The following is a 16,363-nucleotide window of genomic DNA, read 5'->3' on the forward strand; positions in this document are numbered from 1 at the left end:
TCACTCCTTCGTGACGGTGAAGCCTGCGACGCCCGAGTCGAACTGCTTGTAGGACTCGTAGTCGATCAGGTCGTAGAGATCGGCACGGTGCTGCATCTCACCGAGCTTCGAGGTGAGGTGCCCCTCCGCGCCCAGCGTATCGAGCGCGCGGCCCGCCGCGCCCATCGCGATGCGCAGCAGCGACACGGGCCAGATGACCATGTTGACACCGGCGTCACGCAGCTGGTCGACCGAGAACAGGTCGCTCTTGCCGAACTCGGTCATGTTGGCCAGGATCGGCACGTCCAGCGCGTTCGCCATCGCCTCGAACTCGGCGAGCGTGCGCATCGCCTCCGGGAACACGGCATCGGCCCCCGCATCCACCAGCGCCTTGGCGCGATCGATCGCTGATTCGAGCCCCTCGACCGCGCGGATGTCGGTCCGCGCCATGATGAGGAAGTTGGGGTCGCGACGGGCGTCGGCCGCCGCTCGGATGCGGCGGATCGCGGTGCTCTCGTCGACCACGCTCTTGCCGTCGAGATGGCCGCAGCGCTTCGGGTTGATCTGGTCTTCGATGTGGGTGCCGGCAAGGCCTGCATCCTCGAGCTCCTGGATCGTGCGGGCGACGTTCATCGGCTCGCCGAAGCCGGTGTCGGCGTCGACGATCGCGGGGATGTCGGTCATGCGCGCGATCTGCTTCGCGCGCCCCGCGACCTCGGTCAGCGTGGTGAGGCCGATGTCGGGAACCCCGAGGTCGGCCGACAGCACCGCGCCCGAGATGTAGACCCCGTCGAAGCCCTTCTGCTCGATCAGGCGGGCGCTCAGCGGGTTGAAGGCACCGGGGAACCGCAGCAGCTCACCGCTCGCGAGGCGTTCACGGAACAGGCGGCGCTTCTCGGCCGGGGTGACGTGCGAGTACAGCATCAGAACAGGCCCTTCGGGGCGTCGGCGCCCTCGAGCAGACCCGGGCGAGCGATGATCGACAGCTCGCCGACCTCGGCGGCCGTCAGCTCGGGCAGGCGCTGCACCAGCTCGAGGAACCGCTCGATCTCGGCCGGCTCTAGCACGGGCTCGGCCAGCAGGCGGAACTTCGCGATGTAGTTGTCGCGGGCGAACGGACGGGCGCCGAGCGGATGCGCGTCGGCGACGGCGATCTCGTCGACCACGGTCGTGCCGTCGGTCAGGCGGAACTCCACGCGACCGCCGAACGCCTTCACGTCGGGGTCTTCCGAGTGGTAGCGGCGCGTCCACTCGGCATCCTCGGCCGTGGTGATCTTGTGCCACAGCGCGACGGTGTCTTCGCGACCAGCACGCTCAGGAGCGTAGGAGTCGACGTGGTGCCATCCGCCGTCCTGCAGCGCGACAGCGAAGATGTACGGGATCGAGTGATCGAGCGTCTCTCGCGAGGCCGTCGGGTCGTACTTCTGCGGGTCGTTCGCGCCCGAGCCGATCACGTAGTGGGTGTGGTGGCTGGTGTGCAGCACGATGGACTCGATGTTGGCGGGGTCGCGCAGCGCCGGGTTCTCGGTGCCGAGCTTGCGGGCGAGGTCGATCCACGCCTGCGCCTGGTACTCGGCCGAGTGCTCCTTCGTGTACGAGTCGAGGATCGCGCGCTTCGCCTCGCCGGCGGCGGGCAGCGGCACCTCGTAGGCGGCGTCCTTGCCGTCGAGCATCCAGGCGATCACGCCGTCTTCGCCCTCGTAGATCGGGGCGGGGCTGGTCTGCCCGCGCATCGCCCGGTCGACCGCCTCGACGGCGAGCTTGCCCGCGAAAGCCGGGGCGTGCGCCTTCCACGTCGAGATCTCGCCCTTGCGGCTCTGACGCGTGGCGGTGGTGGTGTGCAGGCCCTGGCCGACGGCCTGATAGATCGTCTCGACGTCGAGGCCGAGCAGGGTGCCGATGCCGGCCGCGGCCGACGGGCCGAGGTGGGCGACGTGATCGATCTTGTGCTTATGCAGGCAGATCGCGCGCACGAGGTCCATCTGGATCTCGTAACCGGTGGCGATGCCGCGCAGCAGCGCGCGACCGTCGGCCTGCACGTGCTGGGCGACGGCGAGGATCGGCGGGATGTTGTCGCCCGGGTGCGAGTACTCGGCCGCGAGGAACGTGTCGTGGTAGTCGAGCTCACGCACGGCGACGCCGTTGGACCAGGCCGCCCACTCGGGGCTGGTGCGGTGGTCGAGCGCCGCGCCGAAGACCGTGGCGCCGATGCCGCCGGTCGAGACGGGGTGGCTGAACGCCTGGGCGCGGGCCGCGTTGATGGGGCCGCGGGTGAGCGATGCCGCGGCCACCGACGCGTTGTCGATGATGCGGTTGATGATCATGTCGGCGACGTCCTGCTCGACCTCGACCGGGTCGGCGGCGACCTCTGCGATCTTCCAGGCGAGCTGGTCTTCTCGAGCGAGGTTCTCGTCGCTGCGGTGGACACGGACGTGGTGGGTGACGGTCATTTCACACCTTCTGGGTTGGCTGACAGGGAGTCGAGGATGCCGGCGAGCGCGTTGTGCAGATGCACGTGAGTGGCGTGCGCGGCGAGGTCGCCGTCTCGCGCACCGAGCGCTGCGGCGATCGTGCGATGCTCGGCCGCGGAGGCCGCGAGGCGGTCGGGCTTGTCGCGGGCCATGCGCCGCACCCGCACGAGGTGGGTGCGCACGGTGCGCAGCGCCGAGGCGATGTAGTCGTTGTCGACGGCCTGGTCGAGAGCGGCATCGAAGCGGGCGATGAGGGCGTAGTACGCGTCGCGGCCTTCGACGGCGGCGAGGTCGACGTGGGCGAACTCGTCGGCGAGAGCGCCGAAGAGGTCGGCGTCGCCACGCTGGGCCGCCAGGCGGGCGGAGGTCTCCTCGAGCGCGCGGCGGATCTCGAAGAGGGCGCGGATGTCGTCGGCATCCAGGTCTGCGACCACGGTGACACGCGGCGACTGCTGCACGACCAGGCCGTCGGCCGCGAGGCGGCGCAGGGCCTCGCGCATCGGCGTGCGGCTGATGCCGAGGCGGGCGGCCTGCTCGACCTCGCCCAGCACGAACCCGGCGGGGAGGGCGCCCGACTGGATCTCCTCCAGCAGTGCCGCGTGGGCTCGGTCGCTCGCGGTGATGCGATCGGCAACGGAACTCATGCCCTCAGTGTATACATAGATGCGGTATCTGCGAACCGAGTTACCGAATCAGGGGTTAGACGTATACATTGAGTGTCGCGGTGGCCGGAGCCGCCCGGCCGCGGCGTGCGCGCAGCCCGATCGGCGGATGGTCGAAAGAGCATCCCACGCCCGGCGGATGGTCAAAGAAGCATCCGAAGAGCCGCCCAGAGGTGCGAATCTGACCACACACCGGCACCCCGCGTGTGACTTACCGCTGCGGCAGCGCGACGGCATCCGGAATCGGTTCGACGAACTCCGCAGGGCGCGGCTCGCCGAGCTTCACGACCACCACTCCGATGAGCACGAGCGCTCCGCCGAGAGCCTGCAGCAGGTCGGGCAGCTGTCCGAGCAGCAGCCAGCCGAACAGCAGTGCGGCGACGACTTCGGAGAGTGCGACGAAGGATGCGAGGCGCGAGCCCAGCATCCGGGTCGATGCGATGCCGAGCACGTAGGCGAGGGCAGTGGCGATGAGGCCGATCGCCAGCACCGGCACGAACCACGGCACGGTGCCGAAGCGGTAGGTGATGTCATCGGTCGTCCAGGCGATGGGCAGGATGCCGACGAGGCCGGCGATCGTGAGAGCGACGGCGCCGAGCAGCAGCCCTCCTCCGGCGAGCGCTATCGGCGGCAGGCCGGTGTCGGCCTTGGCCGAGAGCAGGAAGTACGTCGCGGCGCCGACCATCGCGGCGAGCGCCCAGAGTATGCCGGCGACGTTGACCTCGGCACCGGTGATGATGTCGAGCATCAGCACGAGACCGACGAAGGCGATGGCCGCGCCGATCACACTGCGGCGACTCGGCCGTTCACCCCGCCGGAGCCACAGCCACAGGATGACGGCGATCGGTGCGGTGTACTCGATGAGCAGCGCGAGGCCGACGTCCATCACGGCGACGGCCTGGAAGTAGCAGAGCTGCGTGGCGGTGACGGCGAGCAGTCCGTAGGCGGCGACCATGCCCGCGTTCTTCCTGAGCACTCCCCACCGACCCCGGAGCGAGATGATCGTCGGCACGAGCAGCACGAGAGCAGCGACCCAGACCCGCGCGGTCACTGCCGCACCGGGGGTCCATCCGGCGTCGATGAGCCCTCGAGCCCAGGCGCCGGACATCCCGAACGCGAAGGCCGCGCCGATCGCCAGGGGCAGACCGAATCGCACACCCGGCGCGGCGATGTCATTTGCAACCTTGCTCATGACAGGTGACGCTACTCTTGCAGGATGTAAGGTGTCAACATGAACTTCACCGATGACACGGAGGAGGCTCTGCGCTCGGCCGTCTGGCTGGTGAACTCGGCAGAGGACCCGGAGACCCTCGAGACGCTCGCCGACTACGACGCCTTCCTCTCCGACTTCCCCTACTCCGGCCGGCTTGACCGGGACGAGGCCGAGCTGGCCTCGCTGCGAGACCTGCGCCCGCGCCTGCGCGCCATGCTGCTCGCGCCCCGCGACGAGATGGCCGAGCACGTCAATGCCGCTCTCGCCGAGGCGCATCTGGCGCCGAGACTGGTGCGCCACGACGGGGTCGACTGGCATCTGCACGCCGTCGCCGACGAACGCCCGCTCGCCGAGCGCGTGCTGATCGAGACCGCCATGGCGCTGATCGACGTCATCCGCGCCGATGAGGGCTCACGCATCTCCATCTGCGCCGACGACACCTGCGAGGCACTCGCCCTCGACCTCTCGCGCAACCGTTCCAAGCGCTTCTGCTCGACGACCTGCACGAACCGCAACGCCGTGGCCGCCTATCGCGCGCGGCGCGCAAGCGCCTGAACCCTGCACCGTGGCCCGCCCGGGCCTGAGCCGACGCGCCCTCGGCGTCGTCTGCAGCCCTGCCTGAGATCAGGAGAACCGCGCCGGATCAGGAGAATCCCCGCGGGAAGCTCCTGATCTCGGCACACTCTCATGATCTCGGCCGGGTAGCCTCGGTGACCGATGAGCATCTCCCCCTCCCCCTACGACATCTGGTTCGCCGACGCCGAGTTCGACGCCAGCTACGGCCACACACTGAGCACGCTCCGCGCGATCGCTCCGGTCGCCGCACCCGACGGATTCGCCGAACGGTGGCAGGGCTGGCGACAGCAGGCGAAGACGGTGGATGCCGCACCCACCGTGCTCTCGGCCGAGACCGCGCACGGCCGGCGCGTGTCGGTCATCGAGCACGCGGGAGCCGACGGCACTCGCCTGCGGGCCTGGCTCGTCGAACCCGTCTCCGCCCCGGCTCGCGTCGGTGTCGTGCACAGCCATGGCTACGGAGGGCGCAATGCAATCGATCCGGCCAGGCTGCCCGACGATGCGGCCGCGATCTTCCCCGTCGCGCGAGGGCTGCCCACGCTGAACACGGGCGTCGGTGGCCCCGCACCCCAGGCTGAGCATGTGCTGGCCGGGATCGAGAGCCCGGACTCGTACGTGCTCGGCCTGTGCGCCCGAGACCTCTGGCTCGCTGCGGATGCTCTCACCATCCTTGTCGGCGCCCTGCCCCTCTATTACGTCGGCGAGAGCTTCGGCGGTGGCATCGGCGCCCTCGCCCTGCCGTGGGACGACCGCTACGTCGGGGCGACCCTCATCGTGCCGAGCTTCGGACAGTACGACGAGCGCCTGGCCGTGCACTGCGTCGGCAGCGGCGAGACCGTGCGCGACCACGTCGCGGCGCATCCGGAGGCCCGCGAGGTGCTGCGCCTGTTCGACGCCTCGACGACCCTCGGCTTCGCCCGCGTCCCGGTGCGCGTCGAGGCGGCGCTGTGGGACCCGTACGTGCCGCCGCCCGGACAGTTCGGCGTCGCGAACGCGGCTCGGATGCTCGAACTCGCCGTCCTCCCCGCGGGCCACGCCGAGTATCCGGGGGTCGAGGAGGTGGCGGCCGGGGCGATCCGCGACGGCAGGTCCCACCTCGCACGCGCGCTGCGCGCAGCATTCTGATCCCCGCGACCCGCGCCCACACCCGCGCTCTCACCCGCGCGCATCCGAGCACTGGACGTCACTTGTCATAACAGGTACACTCGGCTTGTCATTACAGGTTGCGCAGCGCCGCAGCACCCGTACGAGGAGCATCGATGCCCCAGTTCCACACCCCTCCGATCTCGCCGATGGCGATCTCTTTCGACGCCGAGAAGCTCACGCTCTCGCCCGAGGGGCCCACGCTCACGCGCCGGATGTCCGACCTCGAGGGCCTGTTCCTCGACGCGGATGCCTGGGCCGCCGCATCCGCCGGCGACAACCCCGTCGTCTACACGGTGACCAGTTCGCCCGTGCCCGAGGTCGACCGAGAACTGCCGCAGTCGATCACGACGATCATGCCCGGAGACACCTCGGGTGAGCTCTGGATGACCAAGGGGCACCAGCATCCGAACCACCAGGGCGAGATCTACCTCGCACTGAAGGGCCGCGGCGGTCTGCTCATGTTCGACGGCGAGCGCACCGAGTGGCTCGACATGCTCCCGGGCACCATCGGCTACATCCCGCCCGGGTGGGCGCACCGGTCGGTGAACACGGGCGACGAGCCCTATGCGTTCCTCGCGGTGTACCCAGGCGGCGCCGGCCACGACTACGGCTGGGTGCTCGAGCACGGCATGGGCTCCCGGGCGTATCGCTCGACCGAGGGTGTCGACCTGCGTCCCTATTCCGCGACCCCCTCGGCGGGATAGGGGCCCAGCATGCTGATCGCGCACGACCTCGGCACCACCGGCAACAAGGCTTCTCTGCACCACGACGACGGGCGCCTCGTGACCTCGGTCACGGTGCCCTACCCCGCACACTTCGCCGCCGGCGGCATCGCCGAGCAGGACCCTGCGGACTGGTGGGATGCCGTCGCCTCGGCGACCCGACAGCTGCTCGCGCGCGCAGGCGTCGCCCCCGAGACCGTCGTCGGCCTCGTCGTCAGCGGCCAGATGATGGGCACCGTGCTGCTCGACGCCCACGGCGAGCCGGTGCGCCCCGCGATCATCTGGGCCGATACGCGCTCGGGTGCGCAGACCCGCGCGCTGGAAGAGCGACTCGGCGCCGCGGACGCGTATCGCGTGCTCGGCCACCGCCTGAACCCGACATACTCCATCGAGAAGATCATGTGGGTGCGGGACAACGAGCCGAATGTCTGGGCTCGGGTGCGCCATTTCTGCGTCGCCAAGGACTACATCGTCTACCGGCTCACCGGACGCCTCGCGACCGAGCGCTCCGACGCCTCGGGCACGAATGCCTACGACCAGCTGCGGGGCACGTGGTCGGCCGAGGTTCTCGCCGCCGCCGGGCTCGACGCCGCGCTCTTCCCCGAGATCCTCGAATCGACGGCCGTCGCCGGAACACTCACGACCGCATCTGCGGATGCCCTCGGGCTGTCGACATCGGTCCGCGTGGTCATGGGAGGCGGCGACGGACCGCTCGCCGCTGTGGGCTCGGGCATCGTCGCCCCCGAAGACGGCGCCTACGTGTGCCTGGGCACGTCGTCGTGGATCTCGTTCGCCAGCCTCACCCCGCTGCACGATCCGCAGATGCGCACCATGACCTTCGACAACGTCGTGCCCGGTTCGTTCGTGCCCACCGCCACGATGCAGGCCGGCGGCGCCTCGGTGCAGTGGATCGCCGAAGCCCTCTCCCCCGACCCCGGCCACCCCGACACTGCGCGCCTCACCGCAGAGGCCGGCGGCGACCTCGACACGGAAGACCTCTACTTCCTGCCCTATCTCCTCGGCGAGCGCTCGCCCCTGTGGGACCCGCACGCACGCGGCGCCTTCGTCGGCATCGGGCGGCACCACACCCGCGCGCACCTCACGCGGGCCGTGCTCGAAGGTGTGGCCTACAACCTGCTCACTTGCATCCAGGCCTTCCGCGAATCCGGAGCCGCGATCGACCGCATCGACGCAGTCGGCGGCGGGGCGCAGAGCGACGCCTGGCTCGGCATCCTCGCCGACGTCTGGGGCGTGCCGATCCGCCGGCGCACCATCGTCGAAGAGGCCAACAGCCTCGGCGCCGCGGTCACCGGTGCGGTCGGCCTCGGACTCGCCGACTTCTCGGCTGCGAGGGCGCTCAGCGAGGTCACGGCGGAGTTCACGCCGGATGCCGGTCGTCACGCGATCCATGCCCGGCGGCATGCCCGCTTCGTCGACGCCTACGCGGCCCTCGAGCCGTGGTTCGCCGCCACGCCGCCGGCCGAGGAGCGCTGATGGGCGTCATCCTCGCCACGAGTCGGTCGTTCTCGGACGGCGATCTCGACCTCGTGGGGCGGGCCAAGGCCGCAGGTCACGAGGTCGTCCGCGGACCCGCGCACCACGGTCTCGCCGAGCTCGCGCCCCTGCTCGCGGCAGCCGAGGGGTGGATCGCCGGCACGGGGCCGGTGACCGACGAGCACCTCGCCGCCGCTCCGAACCTCAGGGTCGTCGCCCGCTACGGCGTCGGCACCGAGGCCGTCGATCTCGATGCGGCGCTGCGACGCGGCATCCCCGTGACCAACACGCCGGGGGCGAACGCGGATGCTGTGGCCGACCATGCCGTCGGCCTCATGCTCGCGGCACTCCGGTTCATCCCCGACGGCGATCGCCGGGTGCGCGCGGGCGACTGGAGCGTGCGACGCGGACGGGAGCTCGGCGCTGCGACGGTCGGCATCGTCGGCTTCGGTCGCATCGGCCAGGGCGTCGCCCGACGCCTGAGCGGCTTCGGCTCGAGGATGCTCGCCGCCGACCCGTTCCTGCCGGCCGGCGCGATCGCCGAGCGAGGCGCCGAACCGACCGATCTCGACGAGCTGTTCCGCTCGGCCGACCTGATCACCTTGCACGCCCCGGGCGGGCAGACGCTGGTCGACGCGGCGCGGCTCGACAGCATCCGACCGGGCCTGATCCTGGTGAACACCGCGCGCCCCGACCTCGTCGACGAGGCGGCCATCGCGGCCGCTCTGCGCGACGGTCGTCTCGGTGCATACGCCGCCGACACCCTGAACGGCGACACGGCGGCGAGTGCGAGCCCGCTGCTCGCCGACGACCTCGCCGACCGGGTGACCGTCACCCCGCACCTCGGCGCCCAGACGACGCAGGCCGTCGACAACATGGGCTCGATGTCGCTCGACGACGTGCTCGCCGTGCTCGCAGGGCGCTCCCCCGCCCACCCCGTCTCTCCCCGACTCTGAAGGACCAGACCATGACCATCACCGAGACTCCCGCCACCACGACCGGCGGCTACATGGGCTTCGTCGGCGTGAGCACCGGCTCGTCGTCGATCATGAAGGTGTTCCCGAAGTGGGCCGAGGTGCTGGGGCTCCCGACCGAGAACCTCATCGGGCACGACCTGCCGATGGATGCCACCCCTGAGCAGTACGTCGCGATGGTCGAGCAGATCCGCGACGACCCTCACCACCGCGGCGCCCTCGTCACCACCCACAAGATGAACGTCTTCGCGGCGGCATCCGACCTCTTCGACGAGCTCGACCCGTTCGCCGTCTCGTGCTCCGAGATCTCGAGCATCTCGAAGCGGGGCGATCGTCTGATCGGCCGCGCCAAGGACCCTCTCACGGTCGACCTCGCGCTGAACGACTTCCTCCCGACCGACCACTTCGCCCGCACGGGCGCCGAGGTCGTGATCCTCGGTGCCGGCGGCTCGGGCACGGCCCTGAGCTGGGCGCTGACTGAGCGAGCGGACGCTCCGGCGAAGATCACCGTCACCGCCCGCGATGACGACAAGCTCGACCACCTGCGCGAGGTGCACCGCCAGCATGGCACCCCCGAGGGACTGATCACCTACGTGCGCACCGACACGGTGCAGGATGCCGCCGCGATCGTCGCGGCCGCTCCGGCGGGGTCGCTGATCGTGAACGCCACGGGCCTCGGCAAGGACCGCCCCGGGTCGCCGCTGCCCGACGACGTCGAGTTCCCGACCGACGCGTGGGTGTGGGAATTCAACTACCGCGGGTCGCTGGAGTTCCTGCACCAGGCGCGCGCGCAGCAGGCCGAGCGCGCACTGCACGTGATCGACGGCTGGCGGTACTTCATCCACGGCTGGTCGCAGGTCGTCGCCGACGTGTTCGAGATCGACCTCACCCCCGAGATCGTCGAGCGGCTCGCCGAGGCTGCCGAATCGGTGCGCTGATGCCCGGCATCCGGACCGTGCTCGGCGACGTCGACCCGGCGCAGCTCGGGGCGACCGACTATCACGAGCATCTGTTCCAGATCTCGCCGCTGCTCGTCGGTGACGAGCTCGACGACGAAGACCTCTCGGGTCACGAGGCCGCGCTGCTGAAGGCCAGCGGATTCACGGCGATGGTCGATGCCACTCCGTTCGGCCTCGGGCGCGACCCCGAGGCGGTGGCGCGCATCAGCGCGGGCACGGGCATGCACGTCGTCGCCACCACCGGCCGCCACCGCGAAGCCCACTACGGTGCGGATCACCCGCTGCAGGTGTGGGGCGTCGAGCGCCTCGCCGAGCTCTTCGTCTCCGAGGTGACGCGCGGCATGGTCGTCGACGATGCACTGGTGTTCGAGACGCCCGACGTCCCCCGTGCGGCAGCACCCGATGGCGCCGTGGTGCGCGCCGGGATGCTCAAAGCCGGCGTCGACTACTGGAGCATCAGCCCCTTCGAGCGCACGACGCTGCTCGCGGTCGCCGACGCGCATCGAACGACCGGGGCACCGGTCATGGTGCACCTCGAGTTCTGCACCGCCGCCCACGAGGTGCTCGATCTTCTCGAGGCCGAGGGCGTGGCATGCGATCGTGTCGTGCTCGCGCATGCCGACCGAGACCCGGATGCCGGCCTGCACGCCTCGCTCGCCGAGCGCGGCGCCTATCTGGGATACGACGGCTTCGCCCGCCCGCGCACGAGGTCGGATGCCGAGCTGCTCGCCCTGACCGAGCGGGTCGTCGAGCTCGGCGCGGTCGACCGGGTGCTTCTCGGCGGCGACGTCGCCCGTCGAACCCGGTACATCTCCTACGGCGGAATGCCGGGACTCGCCTACCTCGGCGAGCGCTTCCTCCCGCGGTTGCGGTCGGCGGTGGGCGAGGATGCAGTCGAGCGGATGCTGGTCGCGAACCCCGCGCGCCTGCTCACCCTCTCTGCCTGATCCCCCATCTCCGAGGAGCACTCCCATGACCGAGCCCACCATCCTGCACGCGATCTTCACCGCGCGCCCGGAGCAGGGCGACAACGTCGCCGCGCTGCTGCGCGACTTCGCCGAGATCGTGCGCGCGGAAGAGGGCAACGTCGTGTTCGACGCGACACGACTGGTCGACGACCCCGACCGCTTCTTCGTCTATGAGGTCTACCGCGACGAGGCCGCCTTCCACGCGCACCTCGCCGCTCCCGCCGGAGTGCCGTTCAACGAGGCCCTGCAGCAGCTCATCGTCGAGCCCTCGTCGATCCTCACCTTCCTGCGCCGCATCTGACACCCGCACACGCAGAGAAGCCCCCCGCCCGAAGGCGAGGGGCTTCTCTGTGATCTCAGCGGGTCACTCGTAGAGGACCGCCGCGATGTCCTCGTCTTCGAGATTGGTGCTGTCGTACCAGTACGAACCCGTGTCGTAGAACTCGTCGACCGAGTCGCCGTTGGCCGCGTCATAGGCCGCCTGCACGACCTGCTCGCCGATGCCGATCGGGTCCTGCGTGATGGCGCCGGCCATCGTGCCGTCCTTGATCGCGTTGATCTGGGCTGCGCCCGAGTCGAAGCCGACGATCGTGATCTTGCCCTTCTCGAGACCGAGCTCGTTCACGGCGTTGACGACGCCGATGGCCGAGCCCTCGTTGGTGCCGTAGATGCCCTTGAGGTCGGGGTGCGCCGCGATCAGCGTCTTGGCGATGTCGGCCGACTTCAGGTGATCGCCGTCGCCGTACTGGATGTCGACGATCTCGATGTCGGGGTAGTCCGCCTCGATCTTCTCGACGAAGCCGTCGCGACGCTCGACACCGGTCGAGTTGATCTGCGAGTGGCCGACGATCGCGACCTCGCCCGATCCGCCGATCAGGTCGGCCATGTGCTCGGCGGCCAGCGCGCCGGCGACCTTGCTGTCGGTGGCCGAGAGGCTCAGGCCCACGTCGCCGTCGCACGGGGCGTCGAAGTAGACCACGGGGATGTCCTTCGACTTCGCCTGCTCGAGCGGGGCGACGCACGCCTCGGGGTCGAGGGCTGCGTAGGCGATGGCATCCGGGTTCTTGTCGATCGCAGCGGTCAGCATCTCGAGCTGCTGTGCGATCTCGGTCTCGGCCGCGGGGCCTTCGAACGTGATGCGGACACCGAGCTCTTCGGCCTTCTGCTCCGCGCCCTTCTTGACGGCCTGCCAGAACTGGTGCTGGAAGCCCTTCGAGACCATGGCGATGTACATCTCGCCGTCGCCGCTGCCTCCGTCGCCGCCGCTGCCTTCTTCGATGACGTCACCGCCGCCGGCACAGCCCGCGAAGACGAGGGCGGATGCGGCCACGAGTGCCGCGAATGCGGTCTTCTTGCCGAATTTCATGGAAACTCCATTGTTCTCTGTGTGGTGGTGGGGGGATAGGTCTTGATCAGGTGTGCTGGCGGTTGCGCAGCGAGTCGAGGAACACGGCCAGCAGCACGACGACGCCGACGACGATGTTCTGCCACTCCGTCTGGATCGACATGATGCGCAGACCGTTGACGAGCACGCTCATGATCAGCGCGCCGATCACGGTGCCCAGGATCGACCCGCGCCCGCCGAGCAGCGAGGTGCCGCCGATGATGACGGCCGCGATGGCCTGCAGCTCGTACCCGGTGCCGATCTGCGGCTGTGCCGAGTCGAGACGGGCGGCGATCACGATGCCCGCGATGCCGGTGAAGGCTCCCGCGAACATGTAGATGAAGATCGTCCAGCGTCGCGTGTTGACGCCCGAGAGGCGCGTGGCCTCCTCGTTCGAGCCGATCGCGAAGGTGTACCGGCCCAGGAGCGTCTTCGACAGCACCAGCCAGGCGACGATCGCGAGCGCGGCGGTGATCAGCACGGCGTTCGGGATGCCGGGGATGATCACGCCGAGCGCGATCTTCTTGAAGTCCGGTGCCGAGGTCGAGAAGTAGATCGGCGCGACGTTGGAGATGACGAGGGCGAGGCCTCCGGCGATCATCATCATCGCGAGGGTCGCGATGAACGGGGGCAGCCGCAGGAACGTGATGTTGATGCCGTTCACGAGGCCCATCAGCACACCGGTCGCGATGCCGCCGATCACGCCGAGCCAGACCGGCAGGCCGAGATTGGTGACGATGACACCGGTCATCACCGCGCACAGGGCCATGCCGGTTCCGATCGACAGGTCGATGCCGCCGGTGATGATGACGAACGTCGTGCCGAGGGCGAGGATGCCGATGACCGCGGTCGAGAGCAGCACGGTCGCGATGTTGCTGAAGGTGAAGAAGTTCGGGCTGGCGATCGAGAAGAAGATCACGAGCACGATCAGGGTGCCGAATGCGAGCGACTGCTGCACCTGACGCTTCAGGAAGCCGACCACGTCGCGCTTGTCGGTGTTCTCATCGAGAGCCGTCTGGATGATCGTCGTCGTCGACGACCCGTTCTGCGGAGCGCTCATCAGTCTTCCTCTCCGTGGGCTGCGAGTTGCATGATCTTCTCCTGGCTGGCGTCCTCGTTGCGGAGCGTGCCCGTGATGCGCCCGTTCGCGAAGACCGCGATGCGGTTCGCGACGCGGAGGATCTCCGGCAGCTCCGACGAGATGACGATGATGGACTTTCCCTGATCAGCGAGCTGCTGCATCAGGCGGTAGATCTCTTCCTTGGCGCCGACGTCGATCCCTCGCGTCGGCTCGTCGAAGATGAGGATGTCGCAGTCGCGCATCAGCCACCGGGCGATGACGACCTTCTGCTGGTTGCCTCCGGACAGCAGCTTGACGACCTGGTTGACCGAGGGCGTCTTGACGCGCAGCTGCTGGACGTAGTCCTTGGTGCGGTTCTTCGCCTTGCCGTCGCCCATCCAGCCGATCGCGTTGGCATACGACCCGAGTGAGGCGAGCACGGTGTTGAAGGTGACGTCCTGCTCGAGCATCAGCCCGAGCAGCTTGCGGTCCTCCGAGAGGTAGCCGACGCCGTGCTTGACGGCATCCGCCGGCTGAGCGATGCGCACCGGTCGTCCGCCGATCGACACGGTGCCCCCGTCGCGGTGGTCGGCACCGATGATGGCCCGGGCCGTCTCGGTGCGACCGGCGCCCATGAGGCCGGCGAAGCCGAGGATCTCGCCCCGGTGCAGTTGGAACGACACGTCCGTGAGCAGGCTCTTGGTCGAGAGCCCCTGCACATCGAGCACGATCGGATCGTTGGCGTGCTCGCGGGCCTGCGGTCTGGTTCCCTCGTCGATCACGCGGCCGACCATCATCTCGATGATCTTGGGGATGCTCACCTCGGATTTATCCAGTGATCCGATGTATGTGCCGTCGCGCAGCACGGTGACCCGGTCGGCGAGGCGCCGCAGCTCGTCCATGCGGTGCGAGATGTAGACGATGCCGGTGCCTGACGCCCGCAGCTGCTCGATCAGCACGAACAGGGTCTCGGTCTCGGAGTCGGTGAGTGCCGACGTGGGCTCGTCCATGATGAGCACCTTGGCGTTGAACGAGAGCGCCTTGGCGATCTCGACCATCTGCTGCTCGGCCACCGTGAGCTCGCCCACGAGCTGCCGCGGGTTGAGCCTGATGTCGAGGCGCTGCAGCAGTGCGGCGGTCTGCGTGTTGAGCTTGCGCTCCGACAGGAACGGTCCGGTCGTGGGCTCGCGGCCCACGTAGATGTTCTGCGCCACGGTGAGGTCGGGCATCAGGTTGAGTTCCTGATGGATGATCGTGATGCCGAGCTGCTGCGCCTGCAGGGGGCTGGTGAGTTCGACCTCCTGGCCCTCGAACGTGATCGTTCCCTCGTCCTTGGTGTAGATCCCCGAGAGGATCTTCATCAGAGTCGACTTGCCCGCGCCGTTCTCGCCCACGAGCACCAGCACTTCGCCGGCCCGCACCTCGAGGTGCACGTCCTTGAGAGCCTGCACACCGGGGAATCCCTTGCTGATCCCCTCGACTCTGAGAATGGGGTCACTCATGTGCTCACCTGCTTCCTTGAAGGTCGTTATGCGATATTCCAGTCGGGCCCGGAAACATCGGATCAATTCTGCGTCCTGCGCCCCACCCTGCGCAAGTTGTATCTAAATGTAACTAAGACTTCTTCAGATGGGAAGACCTGTAATAACAAGTTGACAACAGGTCTGGATCTGCAGCGGACTGCGCTGCGTCAGTGCAGCCTGATCGAGTTGACCGCGACGAGCTTGTCGCGGATGTAGGCGTTGGCGTGCGCACCGAGCTCGGCATTGTCGGTCCACAGGTTGCGCCAGATGCCGAGCATCCGGCTGAGGTCGGGAGCGACCACCGCCGAGGAGAACGACTCGAACACGATCGGGCCGTCATAGCCGATGCGCCCCAGCGCCTTGAAGAAGGTGTCGAAGTCGACCGTTCCGGTGCCGAGATAGCCGCGGTGGCTCTCACCGATGTGCACGTAGCGGAGGGCGGGTGCGGCATCGAGGACCGGCGCGAACATATCCGACTCCTCGATGTTCATGTGGTACGTGTCGAGGTGGATGCCGAGGTTCGGCCGATCGACCTCCGCGAGGTAGGCGAGTGCCTGCCGCGCGGTGTTCAGCACGTTGGTCTCATAGCGGTTCACGACCTCGAGCGAGACCGAGATCCCTCGCTCGGCCGCATGATCGGTGACGCGGGCGATGGTGCGACGGCTGCTCTCGAGCCCTTCGGTCGTCACCGGGTCCATGTACTTCTGCATCGCGCTGTAGATCACTCCGCAGAAGTGCCGGCCGCCCAGCTCGGCCAGCACATCGACGGCCTTCATCAGCAGCGCCTCCCCCGCGGCGACGACTGCCGGATCAGAACTGGTCACATCCGTCGCCCCCGAGAGACCGAGCGAGGCGCTGACGGCGAGGTCGTGCTCTTCGAGCGCCTCCTTCGCGGCGGCGACATCGAACGCGAACGGATCCATGAGCGGGAACTCGATCAGGTCGAAGCCTGCCGCCTTCGTCTGCTCCACCGAGAGTCGGATGCCGTCGGCATCGAAGTGTCCGGTCCAGACGAGCCCGTGGCATCCGATGTTCATGAGACCTCTCGGAGACGGGTGTGGGGCACCATCGCCTCTGGGATTTGGCACGTGCCAAGTCCGCGTTCAGGTCACGGTACGCGGGGTCGTACGGGGCTGTCAAGAACTTTCTTGGCACGTGCCAACTGCTCGGCTACTGTGGACTCGTCGGTGCCGCGCCGGTGCGCAGTGGCCCCCGCGCACGAGCGCACCGAC

General features: G+C 68.8%; 16 protein-coding genes. 8 read left to right on the top strand and 8 right to left on the bottom strand.

Going from position 1 to position 16,363, the window contains the following annotated elements; genetic code table 11:
* The 4 genes from prpB to ASF87_RS04250 form a co-directional block, all read right to left on the bottom strand.
* Positions 1–903, bottom strand: coding sequence for a methylisocitrate lyase (gene prpB / locus ASF87_RS04235; RefSeq protein ID WP_056374405.1), 903 nt, complete (start codon positions 901–903; stop codon positions 1–3).
* Positions 903–2,429: an MmgE/PrpD family protein gene (locus ASF87_RS04240; protein ID WP_056374407.1), complete on the bottom strand. Its 1,527-nt coding sequence runs from the start codon at positions 2,427–2,429 to the stop codon at positions 903–905. The genes prpB and ASF87_RS04240 overlap by 1 nt, the downstream gene beginning before the upstream one ends.
* Positions 2,426–3,094: a GntR family transcriptional regulator gene (locus ASF87_RS04245; protein WP_056374409.1), complete on the bottom strand. Its 669-nt coding sequence runs from the start codon at positions 3,092–3,094 to the stop codon at positions 2,426–2,428. The genes ASF87_RS04240 and ASF87_RS04245 overlap by 4 nt, the downstream gene beginning before the upstream one ends.
* Positions 3,095–3,323: 229 nt before the next feature.
* Positions 3,324–4,304, bottom strand: coding sequence for an EamA family transporter (locus ASF87_RS04250; protein ID WP_056374411.1), 981 nt, complete (start codon positions 4,302–4,304; stop codon positions 3,324–3,326).
* Between the two features lie 39 nt (positions 4,305–4,343).
* On the opposite strand from ASF87_RS04250, the gene ASF87_RS04255 reads away from it, so the two are divergent.
* The 8 genes from ASF87_RS04255 to ASF87_RS04290 all read left to right on the top strand — a co-directional run bounded on the left by ASF87_RS04255 (position 4,344) and on the right by ASF87_RS04290 (position 11,465).
* Complete coding sequence (locus ASF87_RS04255; protein ID WP_056374413.1) at positions 4,344–4,880, top strand: CGNR zinc finger domain-containing protein; 537 nt, start codon at positions 4,344–4,346, stop codon at positions 4,878–4,880.
* Positions 4,881–5,042: 162 nt separating this feature from the next.
* A complete protein-coding gene (locus ASF87_RS04260; RefSeq protein ID WP_056374416.1) occupies positions 5,043–6,026 on the top strand; it encodes an acetylxylan esterase in 984 nt (327 codons plus the stop codon).
* A gap of 134 nt (positions 6,027–6,160) precedes the next feature.
* Positions 6,161–6,751, top strand: coding sequence for a glucose-6-phosphate isomerase family protein (locus ASF87_RS04265; protein ID WP_056374418.1), 591 nt, complete (start codon positions 6,161–6,163; stop codon positions 6,749–6,751).
* A 9-nt stretch (positions 6,752–6,760) separates the two neighbouring features.
* On the top strand, positions 6,761–8,263 hold the full coding sequence (gene xylB / locus ASF87_RS04270) for a xylulokinase (protein WP_056374420.1): 1,503 nt from the start codon (positions 6,761–6,763) through the stop codon (positions 8,261–8,263).
* Positions 8,263–9,219, top strand: coding sequence for an NAD(P)-dependent oxidoreductase (locus ASF87_RS04275; protein WP_082508755.1), 957 nt, complete (start codon positions 8,263–8,265; stop codon positions 9,217–9,219). The genes xylB and ASF87_RS04275 overlap by 1 nt, the downstream gene beginning before the upstream one ends.
* A gap of 11 nt (positions 9,220–9,230) precedes the next feature.
* A complete protein-coding gene (locus tag ASF87_RS04280) occupies positions 9,231–10,175 on the top strand; it encodes a shikimate dehydrogenase family protein (RefSeq protein ID WP_056374422.1) in 945 nt (314 codons plus the stop codon).
* Complete coding sequence (locus ASF87_RS04285) at positions 10,175–11,143, top strand: phosphotriesterase family protein (protein WP_056374424.1); 969 nt, start codon at positions 10,175–10,177, stop codon at positions 11,141–11,143. Before ASF87_RS04280 ends, ASF87_RS04285 begins: the two co-directional genes overlap by 1 nt.
* A 25-nt stretch (positions 11,144–11,168) precedes the next feature.
* Positions 11,169–11,465, top strand: a complete 297-nt coding sequence (locus ASF87_RS04290; RefSeq protein WP_056374425.1) for a putative quinol monooxygenase — start codon at positions 11,169–11,171, stop codon at positions 11,463–11,465.
* 63 nt (positions 11,466–11,528) lie between these two features.
* On the opposite strand, the gene ASF87_RS04295 is transcribed toward ASF87_RS04290, so the two are convergent.
* The 4 genes from ASF87_RS04295 to ASF87_RS04310 form a co-directional block, all read right to left on the bottom strand.
* Entirely contained in the window at positions 11,529–12,530 is a 1,002-nt protein-coding gene (locus ASF87_RS04295) for an ABC transporter substrate-binding protein (RefSeq protein WP_042541376.1), read from the bottom strand.
* Positions 12,531–12,576: 46 nt separating this feature from the next.
* On the bottom strand, positions 12,577–13,608 hold the full coding sequence (locus ASF87_RS04300) for an ABC transporter permease (RefSeq protein WP_194285966.1): 1,032 nt from the start codon (positions 13,606–13,608) through the stop codon (positions 12,577–12,579).
* Positions 13,608–15,110: a sugar ABC transporter ATP-binding protein gene (locus ASF87_RS04305; RefSeq protein WP_056374427.1), complete on the bottom strand. Its 1,503-nt coding sequence runs from the start codon at positions 15,108–15,110 to the stop codon at positions 13,608–13,610. Before ASF87_RS04305 ends, ASF87_RS04300 begins: the two co-directional genes overlap by 1 nt.
* A gap of 188 nt (positions 15,111–15,298) precedes the next feature.
* Positions 15,299–16,168, bottom strand: a complete 870-nt coding sequence (locus tag ASF87_RS04310) for a sugar phosphate isomerase/epimerase family protein (RefSeq protein WP_056374429.1) — start codon at positions 16,166–16,168, stop codon at positions 15,299–15,301.
* Positions 16,169–16,363 lie beyond the last annotated feature (195 nt).

Source organism: Microbacterium sp. Leaf161, assembly GCF_001423645.1.
GTDB classification, from domain to species: domain Bacteria; phylum Actinomycetota; class Actinomycetes; order Actinomycetales; family Microbacteriaceae; genus Microbacterium; species Microbacterium forte.